Below are 22,609 nucleotides of genomic sequence, written 5' to 3' on the forward strand. Positions count from 1 at the left end.
GCACATCACTGCCGGGGGGCCGGAATCTGGTCCAGCAACTGCTTGAGCACCTGGTCTACTTCGAGGCCGTCAATGTCCAGCTCTGGTGCAATTCTCACCCGGTGACGCAACACCGCCAGCGCACAGCCCTTGATGTCGTCCGGGGTGACGAATTCGCCACCGCGCAACAAAGCCCGGGCTCGGGCACCTCGAACCAGAGCGATGGAGGCACGAGGGCCGGCGCCGATGGCCAGCCCAGGCCAGGTTCGGGTAGCGCGTGCCAGGCGTACGGCGTAGTCGAGCACTTGTTCGTCCAAGGCCAGCTCACTGGCGATCTGCTGCAGTTGCAGCACGTCTTGGGCTTGCAGCACGGTGCGTAACGGTTGCACATCGAGCATGTCTGCTCTGGATGAACGGGTCACTTCGCGCACCATATCCAGCTCCTGCTGTGCATCGGGGTAGTCCATGCGCACCTTGAGCATGAACCGGTCCAATTCGGCCTCGGGCAGGGGATAAGTACCTTCCTGTTCGATCGGGTTTTGGGTGGCCAGCACCATGAACGGTTGGCCGATGGGCAGCGCCTCGCCCTCAAGTGTGACCTGGCGTTCCTGCATGGCTTCGAGCAGTGCGGCCTGGGTCTTGGCCGGGGCGCGGTTGATTTCGTCAGCCAGCAACAAGTGAGTGAACAGTGGCCCCTTGCGCAGCTTGAACTGCTCGGTGTGCAGGTCATACACGGCGTGGCCGGTGACATCGCTGGGCATCAGATCCGGTGTGAACTGGATACGCGCGAAATCGCCCCCGAAACAACGGGCCAAGGCGCGTACCAGCAACGTCTTGCCCAACCCTGGTACGCCTTCGAGCAGTACATGGCCGCCGGCGATCAATGCGGTGAGTACGTCGTCAATCACTTGCTCCTGGCCAATAACCGCCTTACGCAGTTCGACGCGCAGGGCTTGTGCCTGCGCACTGGCGTGTTGGAGGCTTTCGATCGTCGGTGCCATGGCTGCTGGATAATCGCTCATAGGGCATTCCTGAGAGTTTGCAGGCACGCTACCTGACGGCTGAAATCGGCGCTGCTGAGCCGTTTTGCCGCCAGTGGGCCGAGGGCCTGACTGACAATGTGGGAGGGTTGGCGCGTCAGGCGTTCAAGTACCTGCCACTGTTCAGCGGTTTCGAGGTGTTCAAAGCCTGGGTGCCGCCGCCTTGCAGCGCGCTGCACGTCGCGCTGCAAGGCTTGCAAAAGAGCGCCTTGGCCGCTGCGGCGCATCAAGAAATCGGCGCTGGCCTTCAAGTGTTCCTGCAATTGCCGACGTGCCTTGGGTGCAGGCGCCTGGATCGGGCCTTGGCGCATACCGGCTTGCCATAGTGCCAGTGTAATCAGCGCGACAAGCGCTACCAGGGCCTGGGGGAAATAGCGCAGCAAGAGCGTCAGTAGATTGTCGCCGTCGCTGTTGAACAGCAAAGTCACGTCAGTGCCCTGGTTGAGGTACCACAGCAACCAAGCGTTATCGTGTTTGCCGATGGCTGGGGTTTTCCACAGGTCGCTGTCGGTCACAATTGTCACGGTGCCATGCCCAAGGTCGCGTTGCATCAGGTGGCTGGACTTGGCACTGTTGGCGGAAAACTGCGCCACGTGCTCGGGGTCGGTGAGGTTGAAGGCGGTATCGAAGCTGAAATAGGCAGGAGCGGTTTCATTGTCGACATAGAGTTTGGTCAGGTCCGGCGCTTTCTTTTTGCGTGAGGCCGCCGGTTCGTCAAAGATGTCACTCATCAGTTGGTGGATGTTCAGACGATCAAGCAGCACGTCACCGCTTTTACCTGTTTCCTCATCCCATAACGCTTCGGCGACCACCAGCAGATGCCCCCCGGACTTCGCCCACGCCAACAGTTGATCCACTTGGCGCGGGGTCATGTTGCTGCGTTCGCCCAGGAGTAGCAGGCTATTGCCTTTGGCGGGAAGGTTGGAGAGCCGTTCAAGGCTATTGGCATGCGCGACTGCCAGGCCTTGCTCGCGTAGAAAGTACTCGGCTGCCAGATAGGGGTTCTGCCGGGCTTGGGGGGATGGGCCGCGATCTACCACTTCGTCATAAGGAATCGCCTTTTGCCAGGCGTAAAATGCCCCGACTCCCAGCAGGCACGCCAGCAGCGCCCCGATCCACACTAATGGGCGGCTCATCGGGCGGCTCCCGAACTGAACAATGCACGCCAATCGCTGCAGAGTTTTTGCTGGGCAGAGACAGGAGGCAGAAGGTGACCGTAAGCGAGGTTCTGCCAGTGTCGGGTCAATTCATCACTGAACGCCAGTAGGTGCGGTTGTTGCAGCTGGTGAACACGCTCCAGGACCTGACCTTCGGTATCGGCGCTTTTCAGCGGCAGGTGGTAGTCATGCAGCAACCGGCTGAGCAGGCCTCGGTAGAGAAGGCCAAGGGCTTCGCGTGGCTGAGTGAGCCACAGTTGCTCGGCGGTACTGGCGATGTCTTCCGGCAGCGTCTCGATACCCAGTTCCAGGCCGAACAATTGCGCTGGCGCCGGCTTGACAATTTTAGCGCTGCGCTCCGGGCGCCGGCCGACGAAGGCACGCAACCAGTCGCGGTAGCGCCAGACCAGCAGCGCCAAAAGGCCGATCACCAGGCTCCACAGGATTACTTCCAATCCTTGGCCGACATGTTTGAAGGTAGTGCTGTTGAGGCTGTCCAGCAGTGACTGAAGCCAGGCCGGTAATTTGCCGTCACCACGCGCTTGGTTTTTCGCCGCAGGCTTTTCATCGCCAAAACGGTAACGGGTGACGGTTTCCGGGTTTTTGAAAGGGGGTTGTTCCAGTACGGTCTTGACCGACTGGGAGGCTGCTTGAGTACTAAGTTGAGTGCGGGCGTTCGAATCATCAGCCATGACCGGCGTGCTTGTGTGTATCAGCATCAGCCCGACAACCAGCAGTAGCAGCGGCACAACACTGCTCAGGCGCTGGCGCAATCTGCGAAATACCAACTCCAGGTCCCAGGCTTCCAGTACGGTGCGACGATTGAGATAGAGGCTGAAGCCGCAGGCAATATAGATGGGCTCCCAAAACACCAGGATCAGCGCGTAGAAGGCATGGGGCAGGTGTTCCAGCCACAGCCAGTCTGAGCCCGCCGCGAGTGCGAGGCGTTGCCAGTCCCAATCCGATTCAACCTGATCGGGGATAAATAGATAAAACATCGCCATGCAACCAAACCACAGGCCGATTTCAAGGTGTACTCCGATGATGGTCAGCCATCGCGCGGCGCCGGCGTTGCGTTGCAGCAGTACCCCCAGGCGTTGCTGGCGCGCCTGGCCACCCAAGCCTTCAAGTTGACTAATTGGCAGTACAAAACTGCGACTCAGGCTCAGTCGACGCCAAGTCAAGCTGACCAGCAGTTGGCTTTTTAGCAGTCGCGGCCAATGGCGTACGGCCTGTTTGATGCTTGGCGTTTCACCAAACAGGGCCTTGGACAGGATATACAGCGGCAAGCGGTCGAATGCCGGCTTGAGCCACCAGAACACGAATAGTGCGATAGACGGATGATCCCAGAGCAGGGCGGTGAGCAGGGCAAACACTGGCAAACTCACGAGCGCCCAACTGCTCATCAACAGCAGACGATATTCCCGGGCCATTAAGACGCCAAGGTCCATGGCTTCCCAGGCGGTGCGGGGACGTATCACCACGCTGGCATCACTCAGGCGCATGGCGAGTCCGTCCAGCAAGGGTCAGGTAAGCGGCCACCAGCAGCCAAAGCGTAGCGCCGACAAGGTATTTGGCCCAAGGTGCGATGGTTGTGGTGGAAGACCAGTAGGCTTCAATAAAGGCTGCAATCAGCAGGAATACCATGACGCCGCAGAGCATTTGCACGCTTTTGCGCGCCGCCAAACGCAAGGATTCGCTGCGCGCCAGTGACCCTGGAGCGATCAGCGCCCAGCCCAGCTGCAACCCTGCCGCGCCGGCCAGGGCGATGGCGCTCAGCTCGAACGCACCGTGACCGATGACAAATGACCAGAAGGTTTGGCCATAGCCAATTTCGGTCAGGTGCCCGGAGATCGCCCCGATGATCAAACCGTTGAAAATCAGAAAGAACACGCTGCCCAGGCCAAACAGTAGGCCGGCGGCAAAGGTCTGGAAGGCGATGCCGATGTTGTGCATCACGTAGTAGCCAAACATCATCCAGTCTTCGCTGGAAGCGCGTTCGGCGGCGCGCCCCAGGCGGCTGGCATCCGGGTCGTACATGCCTTGCATCTCTGCGACCTGTTGGGGGCTGACGATGCTGTAGATCAGGTCTGGAAACAGGTAGACCAGCAGGGCTATACCCACCAGGCTGCCAAAGAACAGCAGGCTGGCGATCAGGACGAAACGCCACTGCTCGCGCACCAGTCGCGGAAAGTCGGCCAGAATGAAGGCTACTATGTTCGCGCTCAATTGGCTGCGGTGGCGATACAACTGTTGATGGCCACGCAGGGCAAGTTGCTGCAGTGGGTCGACCAGGTAGCTGCTGTAGCCGCGCTCCTGGGCCAGAGCCAGGTGCTGACACAAACGTCGATAGTGATGGGGGAAGTCAGCCACGTCACTGGCCTTGGCACGACCTTGTTCCAGCTGTTTCAGTTGCTCGGAAAAGGCCTGCCATTGGGCCTGGTGCCGGCTTTCGAACTGGCTCTGTTTCATGTTGGCCCCAACAAACCGCGTGCCACACCATTGAGCTGTTCCACGGCCCGTGCCGGAGACACTTGCAGCGGCGCGGCAAGGATTGAGGCCAGCTCATGCACGCGCTCGCTGGACAGTTCACCCTGGCGTTCGGCAAAGCCGAGAATGGCGCGCTGTTCGCCGAGGTCCAGCGCAAACGGCAGGCGCAGGGCGGTCGCTTGAGGAATTTGGGGGCGCGCCAAGGGCTGTTCGCGATAGATCACCAGGGTGCCGGCGGCCAAGTCGCCGAGGCGTTTGAAGTGAGGATGCTGCAGGCAACTGATGGCGCCGGTGAAGTACCCGAAAGGCAGCATATCGACAAAGCGCAGCAGGTTACGGATCAATGATGCGGACCAGCCGACAGGTGTGCCGTCGTCCTGTACCACCCGCAGGCCCATGACCTGCTTTCCGGGGGAGCAACCCTGGTTGAGTACCTCGAACAGCACCATGTACCACCAGCTCAGGAGAAACAGCAGCAACGAGCCCAGACCAATGCCGATGTTGCCCAGCAGCGCCAGAGGCACGAGCAGGATCCCCATGATCAACCCACGAATGCCCAGGTCGAAAGCAAAGGCCAGTGCGCGTGGCGGCAGGCCTGCCGGGCGCAAGGGCAGATCAATGCCCTCCGGGGTCTCGATCTGGTAACGGGTATCCAAAGGGGCTGATGGCATTGCGATCCTTGGCAGTGCAAAGCGGCTGAGAGACACGGATGCTAGCAGTGTCGACGGTGGAAGCAACCCTTCCAGGTTTTGCTGGATGTTTGTACAGCTAATGTATCGCTGGCCGCGGACGCCTTGCAGCGCCTAGACTTTGCCGATCTTCTGTACAGGAACAGCCCGTGACCTCTATTTTCTGGTACGACTATGAAACCACCGGCATCAACCCGCGCAGCGATCGCCCGCTGCAGGTCGCCGGTATTCGTACCGACCTCGAACTCAACGAGGTCGGCCCGCCGGTCAATCTTTATTGCCAACCCAGCGACGATATCCTGCCCCATCCGGTCGCCTGCGCGATCACCGGTATTACCCCCGCGATCCTGGCGGAAAAGGGCCTGGCCGAAGCCGACTTCATGACCCGTGTGCATGCCGAGCTGGCCACGCCAGGCACCTGTGGTGCCGGTTACAACACCCTGCGCTTTGACGATGAGATGACGCGCTACAGCCTGTATCGCAACTTTTTTGACCCCTACGCCCGTGAATGGCAGGGCGGCAACAGTCGCTGGGATTTGATTGATGTGGTACGCACAGCCTACGCGCTGCGCCCCGAGGGCATTGTCTGGCCTGAGCAGGATGGGCGCGTAACGCTCAAGCTTGAGCGCTTGACCGAGGCCAATGGGATTGATCATGGCCAGGCTCACGATGCCTTGTCGGACGTACGTGCCACGATTGCCTTGGCGCGTTTGGTGCGTGAGAAACAACCCAAGTTGTATGACTGGCTGTTTCAGTTGCGCAGCAAGCAGCGGGTGATGGATCAGGTACGCCTGCTGCAACCCATGGTGCATATTTCCGGGCGTTTTTCCGCCGAGCGTCATTACCTGGGCGTGGTCCTGCCCCTGGCCTGGCACCCGCGCAATCGTAATGCGTTGATTGTCTGTGACCTTGGGCTCGACCCGCAGGGGTTACTGGATCTGGACGCTGATACCTTGCGCCAGCGTCTTTATACACGTCGTGATGATCTGGCGGCAGGTGAGCTGCCGGTGCCGCTCAAGTTGTTGCATATCAACCGCTGCCCGGTCGTAGCGCCATTGAATGTGCTGCGGGCACAGGACCGTGAACGATTGCAGTTGGATATGGAAGCGTTTCAGGCGCGGGCGCTGCGACTAACTGACGCACAAGAAGTATGGCGCGATAAATTGGCGGTTATTTATGCCGAGGATGACTTTACGCCGAGTACAGACCCGGAGCAGCAGCTCTATGATGGTTTTATTGGCGACCGCGACCGTCGTTTATGTGAACAAGTCCGGGCAGCTGAGCCTGCTCATCTGGCACATCAGCAGTGGCCTTTTGATGATCATCGTTTGCCGGAATTATTATTCCGCTACCGCGCGCGTAACTTCCCAGACACCTTGAACATCGAGGAGCAACAGCGCTGGAAACTTTTTTGTCAGCAACGGTTGTCGGAGGCGCAATGGGGAGCGCCCAATACCCTCTCGGCATTTAAACAGGCGCGCGAAGAGTTGGCTGTTACTGCTACATCGTTTCAGTGCCAGGTAGTGGATCAGTGGCAGGAGTATGCCGACTCTTTAGCCGCTCGCCTGAATCTGTAGAGAGGAAATTGCAGATTATTCGGACAATAAAAAACGCCAGCAAGCTGGCGTTTTTTATTGTATTGCGTATCAGACCAGAGCCCGACCAAGCTTAGCCCAGCAAGGTAGCCCAGCTTTCAACCACGTCACCGCCCCACGTGCTTTTCCAGTCTTTCAGAGTCTTGTGGTTGCCACCTTTGGTTTCAATCACTTCACCATTGTGCGGGTTCTTGTATTGCTTGACCTTGCGAGCACGCTTGGTGCCGGTAGCTTTCACAGCGCCACGCGGTGCTTTAATTTTCGACTCTGGATCCAGCAGCGCGATGATGTCACGCAGGGATTTGGAGTATTCACCCATCAGGGCGCGCAGTTTGCCTTCGAATTCCAGCTCGGTTTGCAGCTTGTCGTCTTGGGACAGGTTCTTCAAACGGGCTTGCAACTCTTTGATAGCTTCTTCGGTGGCACGGTATTCGTTGATCAGAGACATGTGGACTACCTTATGTAGAGCGCTGATTGACAGGGAAAGTGCGCTAATAATAGTCAGGCCACTTGCGCAAGTAAACATGTAAGGACGCATTTATGTGAATTACTTTGAATGTTTGTAGCCACGCTACGCAATCGAGTTAATTAGTGGTTGGTTGGCCTAAAGATAATCTCGTTTATTTTCCGATAACTGCCCGAGGTGACGTTGTACGGCCATATAGCGGCTGTAAACCTTACGTTATTAAGGGCTGTCGCCAGGGTGCGGGGGCAGAATAAGGTGCAAGGAGTACTGCAGTTTTTCTACGTAATCGCTAGAATGGCGACCTTTGCGAAGTTCTGGAGTTTTCCCCTAATGCGCACTTTTCGGCTGGTGATCGCTTGCCCGGACCGGGTTGGCATCGTTGCCAAAGTCAGTAACTTTCTGGCCTCCCACAACGGCTGGATCACCGAGGCGAGCCATCACTCGGACGACCTCAGCGGTTGGTTTTTCATGCGTCATGAAATTCGCGCCGACACACTGCCCTTTGGTCTTGAAGCTTTTCGTGAGGCGTTTGCGCCGATCGCCGAAGAGTTTTCGATGACCTGGCACATCACCGACACGGAGCAGAAAAAACGCGTCGTGCTGATGGCTAGCCGTGAATCGCACTGTTTGGCCGACCTGTTGCACCGTTGGCACAGCGATGAGCTGGACTGCGAGATCGCGTGCGTCATTTCCAACCATGACGATCTACGCAGTATGGTCGAATGGCATGGCATTCCGTATTACCACGTCCCGGTTAACCCGCAGGACAAGGAGCCGGCGTTTGCCGAAGTCTCCCGCCTGGTCAAGCTGCACGAAGCCGACGTAGTGGTACTGGCGCGCTACATGCAGATTCTGCCGCCGGAACTGTGCCGCGAGTACGCCGGCAAGGTGATCAACATTCACCACAGCTTCCTGCCATCGTTTGTCGGCGCCAAGCCCTACCACCAAGCCTCGCTGCGTGGCGTGAAGCTGATTGGCGCAACTTGCCACTATGTCACCGAAGAGCTGGACGCCGGTCCGATCATCGAGCAGGACGTAGTGCGGGTCAGCCACAGCGACAGCATTGAAGACATGGTGCGTTTCGGCCGTGACGTCGAGAAGATGGTGCTGGCCCGTGGGCTGCGTTACCACTTGGAAGACCGCGTGCTGGTTCACGGTAACAAGACGGTCGTGTTCTGATAACAGCGCTTGAATGATTGAAGAATAAGGGGCCTTGGCGTTAAATCGCCACAGGCCCTTTTTCTTTGCCTGCCGTTGAGGATTGATCGATGAGCGATCCACTGGACAAAGCCACTTCCAAAGCACCGACGACGCTGGGTGAGGGGTGTTTGAGTCGATTTGACCCGGATGACCTGGACGCAGAGGACGGCACCGAGTTTCCTGGTGCCGCTGAGCTGTGGAGGCGCGAGCACGGTAAATCCGAGCCCGAAAAAGAATAATCGCCCGCTGTCGTATTAGTCCGCGGGCACAGGGATCAGATCCGGAAACTGCCTACCAACTGTTTCAAACGCGCCGCCTGTTGTTCCAGGTCGGTGCAGGCGCGCAGGGTTGAATGCAGGTTTTCCACACCTTCCTGGTTGAGGGTGTTGATCTCGGTGATGTCCATGTTGATCGACTCCACCACCGAGGTTTGTTCCTCGGTGGCGGTGGCCACGGACTGGTTCATGCCGTCGATCTCGCCGATGCGCTGGGTCACGCTGTTCAGGCGCTCGCCGGCCAGGTTGGCGATTTCCACGCTGTCTTGGCTGTGGCGCTGGCTTTCACTCATGGTGCTGACCGAATCTCTGGCGCCGACTTGCAACTCCTCGATCATCTTTTGCACTTGTTGCGCCGACTCTTGAGTGCGATGCGCCAAGTTGCGTACTTCATCGGCCACGACCGCAAACCCGCGCCCGGCTTCCCCGGCACGTGCTGCTTCGATGGCGGCGTTAAGCGCGAGCAGGTTGGTTTGCTGGGAGATGCTGGTGATCACTTCCAGAATCTGCCCGATATTCACGGTCTTGCTGTTAAGCGCTTCTATATTGCTGCTGGAGGCACTGATCATCGCGGACAGTTGCGTCATTGCCTTGATGTTGCGATCAACGACCTGTTGGCCGTCTTCTGCCAAGTGCCGCGCATCACTGGCCTGGTTGGAGGCTTGTGCAGCATTGCGCGCGATTTCCTGGGCGGCAGCACCCAGTTCGTTGATGGCGGCCGCTACGCTGTTGGTGCGGTTGGCCTGTTCGTCGGAATTGACCATCGACGAGTTGGACGCGCTGACCACGCGTAAAGCGACCTCGTTGACCTGTTCGGTTGCCGAGGACACTTCGCGAATCGATGTGTGAATCCGCTCCACGAAGCGATTGAAGGCATTACCTAGCGTACCGAACTCGTCGTTGTTTTGGATGGTCAGGCGGCGGGTCAAGTCACCCTCTCCGTCGGCGATGTCCTGCATCGCGCGGGTCATCAGGTGCAGGGGTTGCAGCAGCACACGAATCAGCATGCCCAGCAGCGCGATGATGATTACCACGGCAATGATGGTGGCAATCACCGCCGAGGTGCGGAACTTGCTGAGCATGGCGAAGGATTTGTCTTTATCCACCGAAATGCCCAGGTACCAGTTCACTGAAGGCAAGCCCTTGATCGGTGTAAAGGTCACGATGTTGTCTTTGCCGTTGGCTTGAACTTCGCTGAAGTCACTGCTGATCTTCGGCGTGTTTTTCGGGTACATGTCAGCCAGGGTCTTCATCACCAGGTTCTTGTCCGGGTGCACCAGTACTTTGCCGTCAGCACTGACCAGGAACGCATAGCCCATGCCGCCGAAGTTCAGCGCGCCGATGTTATCCACTAGGGTTTGCAGGCTCAGGTCGCCGCCTACCACGCCGATACTCTGGCCGGCCTTGGTGGTGCTAGGGGTGGCAACAGAAATGATCAACTGCCCGGTAGCAGCATCAATGTAGGGTTCAGTCAGGGTTGAGCCGTTGCTGCTTTGGGCGCCCTTGTACCAGGGACGAACCCGTGGGTCGAAGCCGTCCGGCATCTTGGTGTCGGGGCGAATGGTGAAGGCGCCTTTGCTGTCACCTACGTAGGTCGCCATGAACGAGGACGTCAGAGCTTTTTGCTCTAGTAGGCTGGCAACCACACTGGTTTCAGGATTAATGGCGATGTTTTGTGCTGCGTTTTCTACCAAGGCAATCCGCCCGGTTAGCCAGGTTTGAATATTGCTGGCGGTGACATCGCCCATTTCATGCAGGTAGTTATTGAGGTCGTCGCGAATCGCGTTGCGTTGCAGGTAGTCGTTATAGAGTGTAAACAGCGCGAAGGCGGCGATGACGATAAGGGAGGCTGCAAGCAGGATTTTATGGCTGAAGCGCAGGTTTTTATTCATGGCTTGTAGAGTCCGCTATGGTCTTAATATCCAAAGCGCGTCCTTGTAGGATGCGCAAAATGACAGTGTCAAAAAAGGTGTGATACTTCTTGTGATAACCCTGCTGGTCACTATAGAAGCTATCTGACCTATTTTTAGACTTTGTCGGTCTTACATCTGTCTATATCGACCTGGCGGTACTAAAGATTAACCAAAGGTGACGAAATGCCTGATCCCTCGCAATTGCTTATCGGTGCCGGCCTCGATGGCCAGCCTATCGCCCAGGCCATGCGCCTGGCCAACCGCCACGGGTTGATAGCGGGTGCCACCGGCACAGGCAAGACCGTCACGTTGCAACGGCTGGCGGAGGCCTTCAGTGATGCGGGCGTGGCGGTGTTCGCCGCCGACATCAAGGGCGATCTGTGTGGTTTGGGCGCTGCGGCCAATCCTCAAGGTAAAGTGGCTGAGCGCATTGCGGGTATGCCCTTCCTTGATTACACGGCGAAGGCTTATCCGGTAACGCTGTGGGACATTCACGGGCAGTCCGGTCATCCGCTGCGCACTACTATCAGCGAAATGGGGCCGTTATTGCTCGGCAGCCTGCTGGAACTCACCGACAGCCAGCAATCGGCACTCTATGCCACCTTTAAGGTGGCGGACCGCGAAGGTCTGTTGCTGCTTGACCTTAAAGATCTCAAGGCTTTGCTTAACCACCTGCGCTATCACCCGCAGTTGCTGGGGGACGACGCGGCGCTGATGACCACGGGCTCCAGCCAGGCGCTGTTACGACGTCTGGCCGTGCTGGAGCAGCAGGGCGCCGAAGCCTTGTTTGGCGAGCCGGCCCTGCAACTCGAGGATATTTTGCAGCCGGCCAGTGACGGCCGTGGGCGCATCCACTTACTCGACGCCAGCCGCTTGGTGCATGAGGCACCGAAGGTCTACGCAACGTTCCTGCTGTGGCTGCTGGCCGAGCTGTTCGAGCAACTGCCGGAGCGGGGTGATGCCGACAAACCGCTGCTGGCGCTGTTTTTCGACGAGGCGCATTTGTTGTTTGCCGACACGCCCAAGGCTTTGCAGGATCGCCTGGAGCAAGTGGTGCGCCTGATTCGCTCCAAAGGCGTGGGTGTGTACTTTGTCACTCAGTCTCCAGGCGATCTGCCTGACACGGTATTGGCGCAACTCGGCCTGCGCATTCAGCACGGCTTGCGTGCGTTCACGACGAAAGAGCAGAAATCCCTGCGCGCGGTGGCGGAGGGTTTTCGGCCCAACCCTGCGTTCGATGCTTTGTCGGTGCTGACTGAGTTGGGTACAGGCGAAGCGCTGGTGGGCACGTTGCAGGAAAAGGGCACGCCGGAAGTCGTCCAGCGCGTACTGGTTGCGCCACCGCAATCGCGAATCGGGCCACTCAGTGAGGCTGAGCGCGCGGCGCTGATCGCCAGTTCGCCGCTGTTGGGGCGCTACGATAAGCCGATTGACCGGGAGTCAGCCTATGAAGTGTTGATGGCGCGCAAGGAACTGGGGCCAACCGAAGAGGCTAAACCCTCTACCGAAGAACCGAGCTTTACCGACAAGGCCGGAGCGTTTCTGGGCACCACGGCCGGCAAGGCGCTTAAATCAGCGATGCAACAGGCTGCCAATCAGATGGGCCGTCAGCTGGTGCGTGGGCTGCTGGGCTCGTTGCTGGGTGGCAGCAAGCGTAAATAGCGGTTCAGGCTTTGGGCTTGGCGTGGGCGGCCAATCGCTCCAGTGCTGCACGCAAGCCTGGATCGCTGATGCCGTCGGCCGTTGCCTGGATGGTTTCGGCCGCATTCACCGAAAGGTCTATCGTGTGCCCAACGGCGCGTTGTGGCGCCGTGGGTGGCTGCACCTTGAACTGGATACGGGTCAGGCTGGCAAACTCATCAAATGCCATCAATTGCCGCAGCAGGCGTTTTTGCTGATAGCGCAGACGGGTCGCCCAGTGACCGTCGGTGACAATTAACAGCAAATTACCCTCACGCCAGGACGCCACATGGCAGTGTTCGCGTGCGGCAGGCTGCAGTTGGCTTTCTACGAGGCGTTGCAAACGGCCCAGGCGCTGCGCGTGGCCGAAGATGGCTTTCAACGGTTTGGCTTCGCGGAGCAACACGCTGGGAGCGCGGGCTGTAAGTGGGCGAAATGCCATGTTTAGACACCTTAAGTAACAGAGCTGCCATCTTAGCAGAAAGCGCCTGTGTGCCCCCGGGCGATGCATCAGCAGCGCTTTACTCGTGAAATCAATAGGTAACTTCTGCGCTCCATGGGTTGAAGTTCCAGCAAAAGCCCTTATTTTAAACAGGTCCTCTCACAGCGCCATGCCAGCATCGGGGAACAACGCCACTTTCCTCACCCACGATTCCGGGTAGAATGCGCGTTCGCATGCGGCCGTGAGGGCTGCTCGGGCCACTCACGGTGCGCCCTCCATCCCTATGTGTGGAAGAACCTGCCGATATGTTTGCGCCTTTGTTAAAGAAACTTTTTGGAAGCAAGAATGAGCGCGAAGTTAAACGCATGCTCAAGACGGTGCAGCTGGTAAATGCCTTCGAAGAGCAGATGGTTGCCCTTTCGGACGAGCAATTGCGCGCCAAGACCGAAGAGTTCAAGGCCCGCATAGCCAAAGGTGAAACCCTCGACAAGCTGCTTCCCGAAGCCTTTGCGGTCGCCCGTGAAGCCGGTAAGCGTGTCATGGGCATGCGCCACTTCGACGTCCAGTTGATCGGCGGCATGACCTTGCATGAAGGCATGATTGCTGAAATGCGTACTGGTGAAGGTAAGACCCTGGTGGCAACCTTGGGTGTTTACCTCAACGCATTGTCCGGCAAGGGCGTGCACGTTGTGACGGTGAACGACTACCTGGCTCGCCGGGATGCCAACTGGATGCGTCCGTTGTATGAATTCCTCGGCCTGACTGTCGGCGTGGTAACGCCGTTCCAGCCGCCGGAAGAGAAACGCGCCGCCTACGCTTGCGACATTACCTACGGCACCAACAACGAGTTCGGTTTCGACTACTTGCGCGACAACATGGCGTTCAGCATGGATGAGAAATTCCAGCGTGAACTCAACTTTGCCGTGATCGACGAAGTCGACTCCATCCTCATCGACGAGGCCCGTACCCCGCTGATCATCTCCGGCCAGGCTGAAGACAGCTCGCGCCTGTACACCGAGATCAACAAGTTGATCCCGCGCCTGGAGCAGCACATCGAGGAAGTGGAAGGCGTGGTGACCAAAGAAGGTCACTTCTCCATCGACGAGAAGACCCGTCAGGTCGAACTCAACGAAGCCGGTCACCAGTTCGTTGAAGACATGCTGACCCAGATCGGTGAGCTGGCTGAGGGTGAAAGCCTGTATTCGGCACATAACCTGGGCCTGCTGACCCACGTGTATGCCGGCCTGCGCGCCCACAAGCTGTTCCACCGCAACGTTGAATACATCGTCCAGGACGGCCAGGTCGTACTGGTTGACGAACACACCGGCCGTACCATGCCGGGTCGTCGTCTGTCCGAAGGCCTGCACCAGGCCATCGAAGCGAAGGAAGGGCTCAACATCCAGGCTGAAAGCCAGACGTTGGCCTCCACGACCTTCCAGAACTACTTCCGTCTGTACAACAAACTGTCCGGCATGACCGGTACGGCCGACACCGAAGCATTCGAATTCCACCAGATCTACAACCTGGCCGTGATGGTGATTCCACCGAACAAGCCACTGGCGCGTAAAGACTTCAACGACCTGGTGTTTCTGACTGCCGAAGAGAAATACGCGGCAATTATCAACGATATCAAGGATGGCATGGCCCAAGGCCGCCCGATCCTGGTAGGTACCGCCACCATCGAGACTTCCGAGCACGTATCCAACCTGCTCAACAAGGAAGGCATCGAGCACAAGGTCCTCAACGCCAAGTTCCACGAAAAAGAAGCCGAGATCATCGCCCAGGCCGGTCGCCCAGGCGCACTGACTATCGCTACCAACATGGCCGGTCGTGGTACCGACATTCTGTTAGGCGGTAACTGGGAAGTGGAAGTCGCTTCGCTGGACAACCCGACCCCTGAGCAGATCGCCCAGATCAAGGCCGACTGGCAGAAACGCCACCAGGCTGTTCTCGAATCCGGCGGCTTGCAGGTGATCGCCTCCGAGCGTCACGAATCGCGCCGTATCGACAACCAGTTGCGTGGTCGTGCCGGTCGTCAGGGTGACGCCGGTTCCAGCCGTTTCTACCTGTCGCTGGAAGACAGCCTGATGCGTATCTTCGCCTCTGATCGGGTGAAGAACTTCATGAAAGCGTTGGGTATGCAGTCCGGTGAAGCGATCGAGCACCGCATGGTGACAAACGCCATCGAGAAGGCCCAGCGCAAGGTTGAAGGTCGTAACTTCGACATTCGTAAGCAACTGCTTGAGTTCGATGACGTCAACAACGAACAGCGTAAAGTGATTTATCACATGCGTAATACGTTGCTGGCCGCCGACAACATTGGCGAGACCATCGCTGATTTCCGTCAGGACGTGCTCAACGCCACCGTCAGCGCGCATATCCCGCCACAGTCCTTGCCTGAACAGTGGGATGTTGCCGGTCTGGAAGCGGCGTTGAGGAGCGACTTCGGTGTTGATTTGCCGATTCAGCAATGGCTGGACGAAGACGACCACCTGTACGAAGAAACCCTGCGCGAGAAGCTGATGACCGAGCTTCTGGCCGCGTACAACGAGAAAGAAGAGCAGGCGAGTGCCGAAGCACTGCGCACCTTCGAGAAACAAATCGTACTGCGCGTGTTGGACGATCTGTGGAAAGACCACCTGTCGACCATGGACCACTTGCGTCACGGTATCCACTTGCGTGGCTACGCCCAGAAAAACCCGAAGCAAGAGTACAAGCGCGAGTCGTTCACGCTGTTCTCCGAGCTGCTGGATTCGATCAAGCGCGACTCGATTCGCGTGCTGTCCCACGTTCAGGTGCGTCGCGAAGACCCGGTCGAGGAAGAAGCTCGCCTGCGCCAGGAAGCCGAAGCACTGGCTGCGCGCATGCAGTTCCAGCACGACGAAGCACCGGGCCTGGAAGCGCCTGAAGTCTTGGGCGAAGAAGTCGATGTGGCCTTGGCTCAAACCCCGGTTCGCAATGACCAGAAGCTGGGCCGCAACGAACTGTGCTGGTGCGGTTCGGGCAAGAAGTTCAAACACTGCCACGGCGAAATCAACTAAGATTTTTGCCTGACGCTGCTACACCCCGCGCCGCGACCGGCTTCTGCCGTCGCGGCGTTTTGCCATTAATTTCACCGTCGATCACGACGGCACAGACATCACCTATTTTTAAGGAGCGCATTCATGGCTGTTGGTCTTGGTCCTTTGCCCACGTTGCACCCGGTTGCCGGTTTTGAGCTCGGTATCGCTTCGGCCGGCATCAAACGCCCGGGACGCAAAGATGTGGTGGTGATGCGCTGTGCTGAAGGCTCGACCGTCGCCGGTGTGTTCACTCTCAATGCGTTCTGTGCTGCGCCGGTAATCCTGGCCAAGCAACGTGTGGCCGGGCCGATTCGTTACTTGCTGACCAATACCGGCAATGCCAATGCGGGTACCGGCGAGCCAGGCTTGGTCGCCGCCGCGCGCACTTGCGCCAAGCTGGCCCAGTTGACCGGCGTGGACGCCAGCCAAGTACTGCCGTACTCCACCGGCGTGATCGGTGAGCCGTTGCCGGTGGAAAAAATCGAAGGCGCCCTGCAAGCCGCCCTGGATGACTTGTCTGTGGATAACTGGGCGGCGGCGGCTACCGGCATCATGACCACCGACACCCTGCCAAAAGGTGCGAGCCGCCAGTTCGTGCATGACGGCGTGACCGTCACCGTGACCGGCATCAGCAAAGGTGCGGGCATGATCCGCCCGAACATGGCCACCATGCTCGGCTACATCGCCACCGACGCCAAAGTCTCCCGGGACGTGCTGCAACGCCTGATGCTGGACGGCGCCAATAAGTCGTTCAACCGCATCACCATCGATGGCGATACTTCGACCAACGACTGCTGCATGCTGATCGCGACTGGCCAGGCCAACCTGCCGGAAATCACTTCCACTGACGGCCCGCTGTTCGCCGCATTGAAACAGGCGGTGTTCGACGTGTGCATGGACGTGGCCCAGGCTATCGTGCGTGACGGCGAAGGCGCTACCAAGTTCGTCACCGTTGAAGTCAATGGCGGCGGCAACCATCAGGAATGTCTGGATGTTGGCTACACCGTGGCGCATTCGCCGTTGATCAAAACTGCACTGTTCGCCTCTGACCCGAACTGGGGCCGTATCCTTGCCGCCGTTGGACGTGCCGGCGTGCCTGACCTGGATGTAAGCAAGGTCGACGTATTCCTCGGCGACGTGTGCATTGCCAGCCGTGGCGCTCGCGCCGAAACCTACACCGAGGCCCAGGGCTCGGCGGTGATGCAGCAGGAAGAAATCACCATCCGCATCGAGTTGGGTCGCGGCGAGTGCAGCGAAACCATCTGGACCACTGACCTGTCCCACGAGTACGTGAAGATCAATGCGGAATACCGCACCTGATAGCCAAGAGGATAAGCGCGGTGAAACGAGTGCATGTAGCAGCAGCGGTGATCCGCGGTGTCGATGGCAGGATCCTGCTGGCACGCCGCGCCGATACCCAACATCAAGGTGGCCTGTGGGAATTCCCCGGTGGCAAAGTGGAGGCCGATGAATCGGTCGCCACCGCGCTGACGCGCGAATTGCAGGAAGAACTGGGCATTCAGGTCACCACGGCGCGGCCGCTGATCAAGGTGCAACATGACTATCCGGACAAACAGGTGTTACTGGATGTCTGGGAAGTCTCGGCCTTCGGCGGCGAGCCCCATGGTGCCGAAGGGCAACCGGTGGAATGGGTTGCCCCTCGGGATTTGATCAACTATGAGTTCCCTGCTGCCAATGCCCCAATCGTTGCGGCAGCACGGTTACCGGCTGAGTACCTGATTACCCCTGGCGAGCTGGAAACCCCGGTGTTGCTGCGCGGTATTCAGAAGGCTGTTGCCGGTGGTATCAAGCTGATCCAGTTGCGTGCGCCTAATGGCTACGACCCGAAATACCGTGACCTGGCCGTGGACGCTGTTGGCCTGTGTGCCGGCAAAGCGCAATTGATGCTCAAGGGCCCGTTTGAGTGGCTGGGAGATTTTCCGGCTGCTGGCTGGCACATGACTGCTGCGCAACTGCGTAAATACGCAAGTAAGGGCCGCCCGCTGCCGAAAGATCGCTGGTTGGCAGCCTCGTGCCACAACGCGCAAGAGCTGGCGCTGGCGCAAATGATGGACGTGGATTTTGTCACGCTGTCGCCGGTGCAGCCGACTCAGACTCATCCAGAGGCTCAGCCTTTGGGTTGGGAGCAGGCGGCAGAGTTGATCCGTGGGTTCAGCAAACCGGTGTTTCTGTTGGGTGGGGTAGGGCCTGCTGAGCGGGAGCAGGCTTGGGACGCTGGGGCTCAGGGGGTGGCGGGAATTCGGGCGTTCTGGCCGCAGGTTTGATGGTGTTCTGATGGCCCTCTTCGGGAGCAAACCTCTCTCACCTGTGACTGCATTCCAACGTTGGAATTCGGTGAAATGTGAGAGGGGGCTTGCTCCCGATGAGGTCCTGTCAGTCACCCCAAAACATCAGTGTGGCTTAGCCGCCGCCTGCCATAGAATCTCCGCAACCCCCTGGCGCTTGGCGATCACCCGTGCCGCGACAAACAGTAAGTCCGACAATCGATTGATATAGGCTAACCCCACGCCTTCCAGCGGCTCCACTGTATTCAAGTGCTGACAGCGCCGCTCCGCACTGCGTGCCAGGCTGCGGCACACGTGGGCTTGGGCGATCAGCGCCGAACCACCGGGCAAGATGAAGTTCTCCAGCGGCCCGACTTCTTCATTCCAGCGATCAATCGCGGCCTCCAGCCGGTCGACCTCGGCCGCATTCAACGCCTTGTACACGGGCATCGCAAGTTCTGCGCCCAAGTCGAATAACCGATGCTGGCAGGGCGTAAGCACCTCAATCACATCCATCAGTTGCGGATGCTTGCCGCTCTGTTCTTCAAGGTTAGCCAGCAGTAAACCCAACTGACTGTTCAGCGTATCTACCTCGCCAATGGCCTCCACCCGTGGGTGATCCTTGGGCACGCGACGGCCGTCTCCTAGGCCTGTCTCGCCTTTGTCGCCGGTACGTGTGTAGATTTTCGACAGGCGAAAGCCCATGGTCATTGCTCCAGTTGAGTCAGGTCAAAGGATGGTATCTGGCTACCGGCCAGGGGTAGGCGCAGAGTGAAGCACGTGCCTTGGCCGAGCGTGGAGTGAGCTTCCATCTGGCCTTTGTGGTTATTGGTGATGATGAAGTACGACACCGACAGCCCAAGCCCAGTGCCTTGGCCGATTTCCTTGGTGGTGAAGAACGGCTCGAAGGTGCGTTTGCGCACGTTTTCGCTCATGCCGATGCCGTTGTCTTCCACCTGGATCTCTGCCCACGGTGGATTGAGGCGAGTACGCAGGATTATGCGCCCAGGCTCACGCGGGTCTTCACGCAGGTAAATGGCTTGAGCGGCGTTTTTCAGCAGGTTGAGCAGCACTTGCTCGAGCTCATTGGCGGTGCCCGGCACCGGGCCGAGTTGCGGGTCGAACTGGCGGATGATCGCCTGGCCCTTGAAGTCGAAGCCGATCGTCAAGTCGAAGTCATTGCCGGCAATTTCTACGGCTTGGTCGATCAGTGCCGGCAAGTCACAGGGCGCCATCTGGCGGTTGCTGAGACGGCTGAAACTGAGCATGTGGGTGACGATCTTCGCCGCGCGCGCGCCGGCTTGCTGAATGCCGTCTAGCAGTTGCGGCACTTCGCGGCTTTGCAGGTAACGGTTGACCGTGCCCAGCTCGATACCCACCTCCTCGGCGTACTCCAGGTTCTTCGGCAGGTCGGGGGACAGGCGGCGGCGAATGTTTTGCACGTTATGCAGGATCGCCCCCAGCGGGTTGTTGATCTCATGGGCCATGCCGGCTGCTAGGCCGCCGACGGAGAGCATTTTCTCCGACTGCACCATCATTTCTTCCAGAGACAAGCGCTGGGTGATGTCGTCGATACGGATCACCACGCCACGCCCGGCACCGCCCATCAACGGATAGAAGGTCAGGGCGTAATGCTTGGGCTCGTCATCTTTGATCCAGGTGACGCGTTCGATACGTTCCACCGTGTGCTGCTCGACCGTGGCTTTGATCTGCGGCAAGTACGGTTTGAGCGGCTGAAACGCAAGGAAGATCGGCTGGTTCAGTGCTTCATCCAGGCGTGTGCCGGAAAGGGCCGTCGCTTCCTGGTTCCACTGGGTGACGTAAAGCTGTTCATCCAGGGCGATCAGTGCCGACGGCATGGAGTCGATGATGCTATTGAGGTAGTTCTGGAAACCGGTGAGTTTTTTCTCGATCTTGCTGCGCACCTGGACTTCGAGTTCCAGCTTGCGGTTGGTGTGGCGCGTTTCTTCGGCCAGGCTCTGGGCTTGGTCGTAAGCGGCCTGGGAGTCGTCACGTGCACGCTTGAGCTGCTGCTCGCGGGCTTCGATGCGCGACAGCATAGTGTTGAACGCTTCGGCCAGGCTGCCGATTTCATCATGGTTGCCGCGGCTGGCCCGCAGGGCGTAGTTCTCTTCGCGGGTGACCTGCCGCGACAGCTCTTCGAGCTCGTGGATCGGTCGGGTGATCAGGCGTTTGATCTGACGAGCGATCACCAGCCAGAGCAACACACTGAAAATCAGGATGCCCAGGCTGGCTGTCAGCGTGCCGGTATAGAACGCCATCGGCAGTTCACTGCTGGCGACTAATAATAGATGCCCGGAAGGCTGACCGGCGCGGGGCAGGGTGATCACCTGATTGCTGCGAAACTCAGTGAGTCGCCAGGCCTCGATATGCCGGTAGTTGTCGGGTAGTTGCAGCCGGTTGCCGTGTTGCATCTGCGCCAGGCGGGTGCCTTCGCCGTCATACAACGCAGCCGCGCGTAACGGCGAATAGCTAGTCAGTTCATTGAGCAGGGCGTCGGCCTTGGCCGGCGATTGCAGCGCTTGTGCGGCGAGCGACGGGTTGGACACCAGCCGACCAATGGCCTGCAGCGCTTGGGGCGCCATGCTTTCCTGGGAAATCCAATAGGCGGCACTGATAAACGTCAGGTTGGCCACCAGCAATACGGTGGTCAATAACACCAGCAGCGCAGCCAGCAGCTTCTGCCCTACCGGTAGATTTTCTAGACGCTGGCGCAGTGGCATCAGGGTTTTCCGAGGTGATAGACAGGTAGGCAGGGTAGCGCGTGCCTCAGTCGCTGGCCAATCCGTGTGTGCGCAAGTGGTCGACCAGCCGTGCTTGCAGCTGTTGCAGATGCGGCAGGACCAACAGGTGACGGGCAGCCGCCGAGCACGCATAGCCCAGCAAGTAGCTGATTTCGGTGCGCCGGGCATTAGCCACGTCCTGATACATGGACGAGTAGTTGGCCGCCGTGGCCTGGATCACTCGCTCCACTTCGCTGTGCAACGCCTCGGCGGCGGCTGGTTGGCCGCAGCACTCGAGCAACTCGGTCAACTCGGCGCACAGGGTTGCGACTTCACACTGATGATCCTGCAAGCCACCGTTGCGACACTGGTACAGCACGGTCAGCGGGTTAATAGCGCAATTCAGAGCCAGCTTTCGCCACAGGCGCGTAAGAATCTCGGTGCTCCATTCGTGGGGAATACCGGCGGCGTGCAGGTCCTCCAGCCATAGTGGTGCAGTGGGGTGGTACACGTCTCCCAGCCAGGTGTGACCATGCCCGGCAAACACCACGCGCCACTCGCTGTCACGAAATGCGCCCTCGGTGCTGGAAGCAAAAATGCAGCGGGCCTGGGGCAGTTGCGCGGCCACCGCGTCCTGGCTGCCGAGACCGTTTTGCAGCAGGATCAGTTCGGCATCCGGCGCCAGTCGGTGTTGCAGCTGCGCGATGGCACTTTCAGCGTCGTAGGCTTTGCACGCCACCAGCAGGCGATGAATCGGCTCAGGGCTGTCGGGCGTTTCGCCAATTACCGGGTAGGTGTGTTCTACACCTTGCTCGACCAGTGTCAGCCCCTTGGCCGACTGATAGCTGGCCAGGCGCGCGGCATCGCGCAGGATCAGTTTCACGGGGACGCCCGCGCGGGCCAGACGGGTGGCCCAGAGTGTGCCCAGGCTGCCGGCGCCGAGAATGTGCCAAGTGGTCGACATGAGTTTGTGCTCCGTGGGGGCGCTCACAGTGAACGGGGCGAAAGAACCGCTATAATGCCTCGGCATTTTAGCTCGGGCGCGCTCCATCTCTACTGAGTCCGCCCCTTATATTGGAGAAATGACATGCCTTCGTTCGACGTGGTATCCGAACTGGACAAACACGAAGTCACCAACGCCGTCGAGAACGCCGTCAAGGAACTGGACCGTCGCTATGACTTGAAAGGCAAGGGCAGCTTTGAATTCAAGGAAAAGGAACTGACCGTCAACCTGACCGCTGAAGCCGATTTCCAGCTGGAAGCGATGATCGAGATCCTCAAGCTGTCCCTGGTCAAGCGCAAGATCGACGCGCAATGCCTTGAAATCAAGGATGCCTACGCCTCCGGCAAGCTGATGAAGCAGGAAGCGGTGCTCAAAGAAGGTATCGACAAAGAGCTGGCGAAGAAAATCGTCGCCCACATCAAGGATGCCAAGCTCAAAGTCCAGGCCGCCATCCAGGGTGAGCAGGTTCGCATCACCGGCAAGAAACGTGATGATTTGCAGGACGCGATCGCGGCCCTGCGCGCCAAGACCTTCGACATGCCGCTGCAGTTCAATAACTTCCGCGACTGATGGCACTTTGCGGAACCTG

Annotated in this window: 19 protein-coding genes and 1 pseudogene; 8 read left to right on the forward strand and 12 right to left on the reverse strand. The window is 58.8% G+C overall.

Annotated features, from left to right (window positions below):
* Window positions 1-5: 5 nt before the first annotated feature.
* From FW764_RS18640 to FW764_RS18660, 5 genes are read right to left on the reverse strand one after another with little or no spacing between them, the layout of a single operon-like run.
* Complete coding sequence (locus FW764_RS18640; protein ID WP_446435128.1) at window positions 6-1,001, reverse strand: AAA family ATPase; 996 nt, start codon at window positions 999-1,001, stop codon at window positions 6-8.
* The gene (locus FW764_RS18645; protein ID WP_446435129.1) at window positions 998-2,155 is read right to left on the reverse strand and encodes a DUF4350 domain-containing protein; all 1,158 of its coding nucleotides are present in this window, start codon (window positions 2,153-2,155) and stop codon (window positions 998-1,000) included. The genes FW764_RS18640 and FW764_RS18645 overlap by 4 nt, the downstream gene beginning before the upstream one ends.
* Window positions 2,152-3,681, reverse strand: coding sequence for a DUF4129 domain-containing protein (locus tag FW764_RS18650; protein ID WP_446435130.1), 1,530 nt, complete (start codon window positions 3,679-3,681; stop codon window positions 2,152-2,154). Before FW764_RS18650 ends, FW764_RS18645 begins: the two co-directional genes overlap by 4 nt.
* Window positions 3,668-4,648: a stage II sporulation protein M gene (locus tag FW764_RS18655; RefSeq protein ID WP_446435131.1), complete on the reverse strand. Its 981-nt coding sequence runs from the start codon at window positions 4,646-4,648 to the stop codon at window positions 3,668-3,670. The genes FW764_RS18650 and FW764_RS18655 overlap by 14 nt, the downstream gene beginning before the upstream one ends.
* Entirely contained in the window at window positions 4,645-5,337 is a 693-nt protein-coding gene (locus tag FW764_RS18660) for an RDD family protein (protein ID WP_446435132.1), read from the reverse strand. Before FW764_RS18660 ends, FW764_RS18655 begins: the two co-directional genes overlap by 4 nt.
* 167 nt (window positions 5,338-5,504) lie before the next feature.
* Here FW764_RS18660 and sbcB point away from each other — a divergent pair, with 167 nt between their 5' ends.
* Window positions 5,505-6,932, forward strand: coding sequence for an exodeoxyribonuclease I (gene sbcB / locus FW764_RS18665; RefSeq protein WP_446435133.1), 1,428 nt, complete (start codon window positions 5,505-5,507; stop codon window positions 6,930-6,932).
* A gap of 91 nt (window positions 6,933-7,023) precedes the next feature.
* On the opposite strand, the gene mvaT is transcribed toward sbcB, so the two are convergent.
* The gene (gene mvaT / locus FW764_RS18670; RefSeq protein ID WP_446435134.1) at window positions 7,024-7,398 is read right to left on the reverse strand and encodes a histone-like nucleoid-structuring protein MvaT; all 375 of its coding nucleotides are present in this window, start codon (window positions 7,396-7,398) and stop codon (window positions 7,024-7,026) included.
* Window positions 7,399-7,746: 348 nt separating this feature from the next.
* On the opposite strand from mvaT, the gene purU reads away from it, so the two are divergent.
* Both purU and FW764_RS18680 read left to right on the forward strand, forming a co-directional pair.
* Window positions 7,747-8,595 carry a formyltetrahydrofolate deformylase gene (gene purU, locus FW764_RS18675; RefSeq protein ID WP_446435135.1) on the forward strand — a complete coding sequence of 283 codons (849 nt, stop codon included), beginning with the start codon at window positions 7,747-7,749 and terminating at the stop codon, window positions 8,593-8,595.
* An 89-nt stretch (window positions 8,596-8,684) separates the two neighbouring features.
* The gene (locus FW764_RS18680) at window positions 8,685-8,855 is read left to right on the forward strand and encodes a hypothetical protein (RefSeq protein ID WP_446435136.1); all 171 of its coding nucleotides are present in this window, start codon (window positions 8,685-8,687) and stop codon (window positions 8,853-8,855) included.
* 35 nt (window positions 8,856-8,890) lie between these two features.
* Here the strand turns inward: FW764_RS18680 and FW764_RS18685 are convergent, their stop codons facing one another.
* Both FW764_RS18685 and FW764_RS18690 read right to left on the reverse strand, forming a co-directional pair.
* Entirely contained in the window at window positions 8,891-9,655 is a 765-nt protein-coding gene (locus tag FW764_RS18685; protein WP_446435193.1) for a methyl-accepting chemotaxis protein, read from the reverse strand.
* A gap of 93 nt (window positions 9,656-9,748) precedes the next feature.
* Window positions 9,749-10,783 (reverse strand): annotated as a pseudogene (locus FW764_RS18690) (HAMP domain-containing protein); the annotation flags it as partial.
* Between the two features lie 204 nt (window positions 10,784-10,987).
* Here FW764_RS18690 and FW764_RS18695 point away from each other — a divergent pair.
* Window positions 10,988-12,466 (forward strand): helicase HerA-like domain-containing protein, encoded by a 1,479-nt coding sequence (locus FW764_RS18695; protein ID WP_446435137.1) that lies wholly within the window; start codon window positions 10,988-10,990, stop codon window positions 12,464-12,466.
* 4 nt (window positions 12,467-12,470) lie between these two features.
* Here FW764_RS18695 and FW764_RS18700 read toward each other — a convergent pair whose 3' ends face one another.
* Window positions 12,471-12,926, reverse strand: coding sequence for a DUF721 domain-containing protein (locus FW764_RS18700; RefSeq protein ID WP_446435138.1), 456 nt, complete (start codon window positions 12,924-12,926; stop codon window positions 12,471-12,473).
* 305 nt (window positions 12,927-13,231) lie between these two features.
* Between FW764_RS18700 and secA the strand changes: the two genes are divergently transcribed.
* The 3 genes from secA (at window position 13,232) to FW764_RS18715 (ending at window position 18,273) form a co-directional block, all read left to right on the forward strand.
* Window positions 13,232-15,967: a preprotein translocase subunit SecA gene (secA, locus tag FW764_RS18705; RefSeq protein ID WP_446435139.1), complete on the forward strand. Its 2,736-nt coding sequence runs from the start codon at window positions 13,232-13,234 to the stop codon at window positions 15,965-15,967.
* A gap of 123 nt (window positions 15,968-16,090) precedes the next feature.
* A complete protein-coding gene (gene argJ, locus FW764_RS18710; protein WP_446435140.1) occupies window positions 16,091-17,308 on the forward strand; it encodes a bifunctional glutamate N-acetyltransferase/amino-acid acetyltransferase ArgJ in 1,218 nt (405 codons plus the stop codon).
* Between the two features lie 20 nt (window positions 17,309-17,328).
* Window positions 17,329-18,273 (forward strand): Nudix family hydrolase, encoded by a 945-nt coding sequence (locus FW764_RS18715; RefSeq protein WP_446435141.1) that lies wholly within the window; start codon window positions 17,329-17,331, stop codon window positions 18,271-18,273.
* A 126-nt stretch (window positions 18,274-18,399) separates the two neighbouring features.
* Here FW764_RS18715 and FW764_RS18720 read toward each other — a convergent pair whose 3' ends face one another.
* The 3 genes from FW764_RS18720 to FW764_RS18730 are packed head-to-tail and all read right to left on the reverse strand — an operon-like array spanning window position 18,400 to window position 21,981.
* Window positions 18,400-18,978, reverse strand: a complete 579-nt coding sequence (locus FW764_RS18720) for a cob(I)yrinic acid a,c-diamide adenosyltransferase (protein WP_446435142.1) — start codon at window positions 18,976-18,978, stop codon at window positions 18,400-18,402.
* A 2-nt stretch (window positions 18,979-18,980) separates the two neighbouring features.
* Window positions 18,981-21,017, reverse strand: a complete 2,037-nt coding sequence (locus tag FW764_RS18725; RefSeq protein WP_446435143.1) for an ATP-binding protein — start codon at window positions 21,015-21,017, stop codon at window positions 18,981-18,983.
* A 46-nt stretch (window positions 21,018-21,063) separates the two neighbouring features.
* Window positions 21,064-21,981: a putative 2-dehydropantoate 2-reductase gene (locus tag FW764_RS18730; RefSeq protein ID WP_446435144.1), complete on the reverse strand. Its 918-nt coding sequence runs from the start codon at window positions 21,979-21,981 to the stop codon at window positions 21,064-21,066.
* Window positions 21,982-22,104: 123 nt separating this feature from the next.
* On the opposite strand from FW764_RS18730, the gene FW764_RS18735 reads away from it, so the two are divergent.
* Window positions 22,105-22,590, forward strand: a complete 486-nt coding sequence (locus FW764_RS18735; RefSeq protein ID WP_446435145.1) for a YajQ family cyclic di-GMP-binding protein — start codon at window positions 22,105-22,107, stop codon at window positions 22,588-22,590.
* Window positions 22,591-22,609 lie beyond the last annotated feature (19 nt).

It is taken from the genome of Pseudomonas sp. 1152_12, assembly GCF_052850675.1.

Coding starts and splice junctions, on each gene's coding strand:
- FW764_RS18640 (WP_446435128.1), bottom strand. CDS start 1,001: ATGAGCGATTATCCAGCAGCCATGGCACCGACGATCGAAAGCCTCCAA.
- FW764_RS18645 (WP_446435129.1), bottom strand. CDS start 2,155: ATGAGCCGCCCATTAGTGTGGATCGGGGCGCTGCTGGCGTGCCTGCTG.
- FW764_RS18650 (WP_446435130.1), bottom strand. CDS start 3,681: ATGCGCCTGAGTGATGCCAGCGTGGTGATACGTCCCCGCACCGCCTGG.
- FW764_RS18655 (WP_446435131.1), bottom strand. CDS start 4,648: ATGAAACAGAGCCAGTTCGAAAGCCGGCACCAGGCCCAATGGCAGGCC.
- FW764_RS18660 (WP_446435132.1), bottom strand. CDS start 5,337: ATGCCATCAGCCCCTTTGGATACCCGTTACCAGATCGAGACCCCGGAG.
- mvaT (WP_446435134.1), bottom strand. CDS start 7,398: ATGTCTCTGATCAACGAATACCGTGCCACCGAAGAAGCTATCAAAGAG.
- purU (WP_446435135.1), top strand. CDS start 7,747: ATGCGCACTTTTCGGCTGGTGATCGCTTGCCCGGACCGGGTTGGCATC.
- FW764_RS18680 (WP_446435136.1), top strand. CDS start 8,685: ATGAGCGATCCACTGGACAAAGCCACTTCCAAAGCACCGACGACGCTG.
- FW764_RS18685 (WP_446435193.1), bottom strand. CDS start 9,655: ATGGTCAATTCCGACGAACAGGCCAACCGCACCAACAGCGTAGCGGCC.
- FW764_RS18695 (WP_446435137.1), top strand. CDS start 10,988: ATGCCTGATCCCTCGCAATTGCTTATCGGTGCCGGCCTCGATGGCCAG.
- FW764_RS18700 (WP_446435138.1), bottom strand. CDS start 12,926: ATGGCATTTCGCCCACTTACAGCCCGCGCTCCCAGCGTGTTGCTCCGC.
- secA (WP_446435139.1), top strand. CDS start 13,232: ATGTTTGCGCCTTTGTTAAAGAAACTTTTTGGAAGCAAGAATGAGCGC.
- argJ (WP_446435140.1), top strand. CDS start 16,091: ATGGCTGTTGGTCTTGGTCCTTTGCCCACGTTGCACCCGGTTGCCGGT.
- FW764_RS18720 (WP_446435142.1), bottom strand. CDS start 18,978: ATGGGCTTTCGCCTGTCGAAAATCTACACACGTACCGGCGACAAAGGC.
- FW764_RS18725 (WP_446435143.1), bottom strand. CDS start 21,017: ATGCCACTGCGCCAGCGTCTAGAAAATCTACCGGTAGGGCAGAAGCTG.
- FW764_RS18730 (WP_446435144.1), bottom strand. CDS start 21,981: ATGTCGACCACTTGGCACATTCTCGGCGCCGGCAGCCTGGGCACACTC.
- FW764_RS18735 (WP_446435145.1), top strand. CDS start 22,105: ATGCCTTCGTTCGACGTGGTATCCGAACTGGACAAACACGAAGTCACC.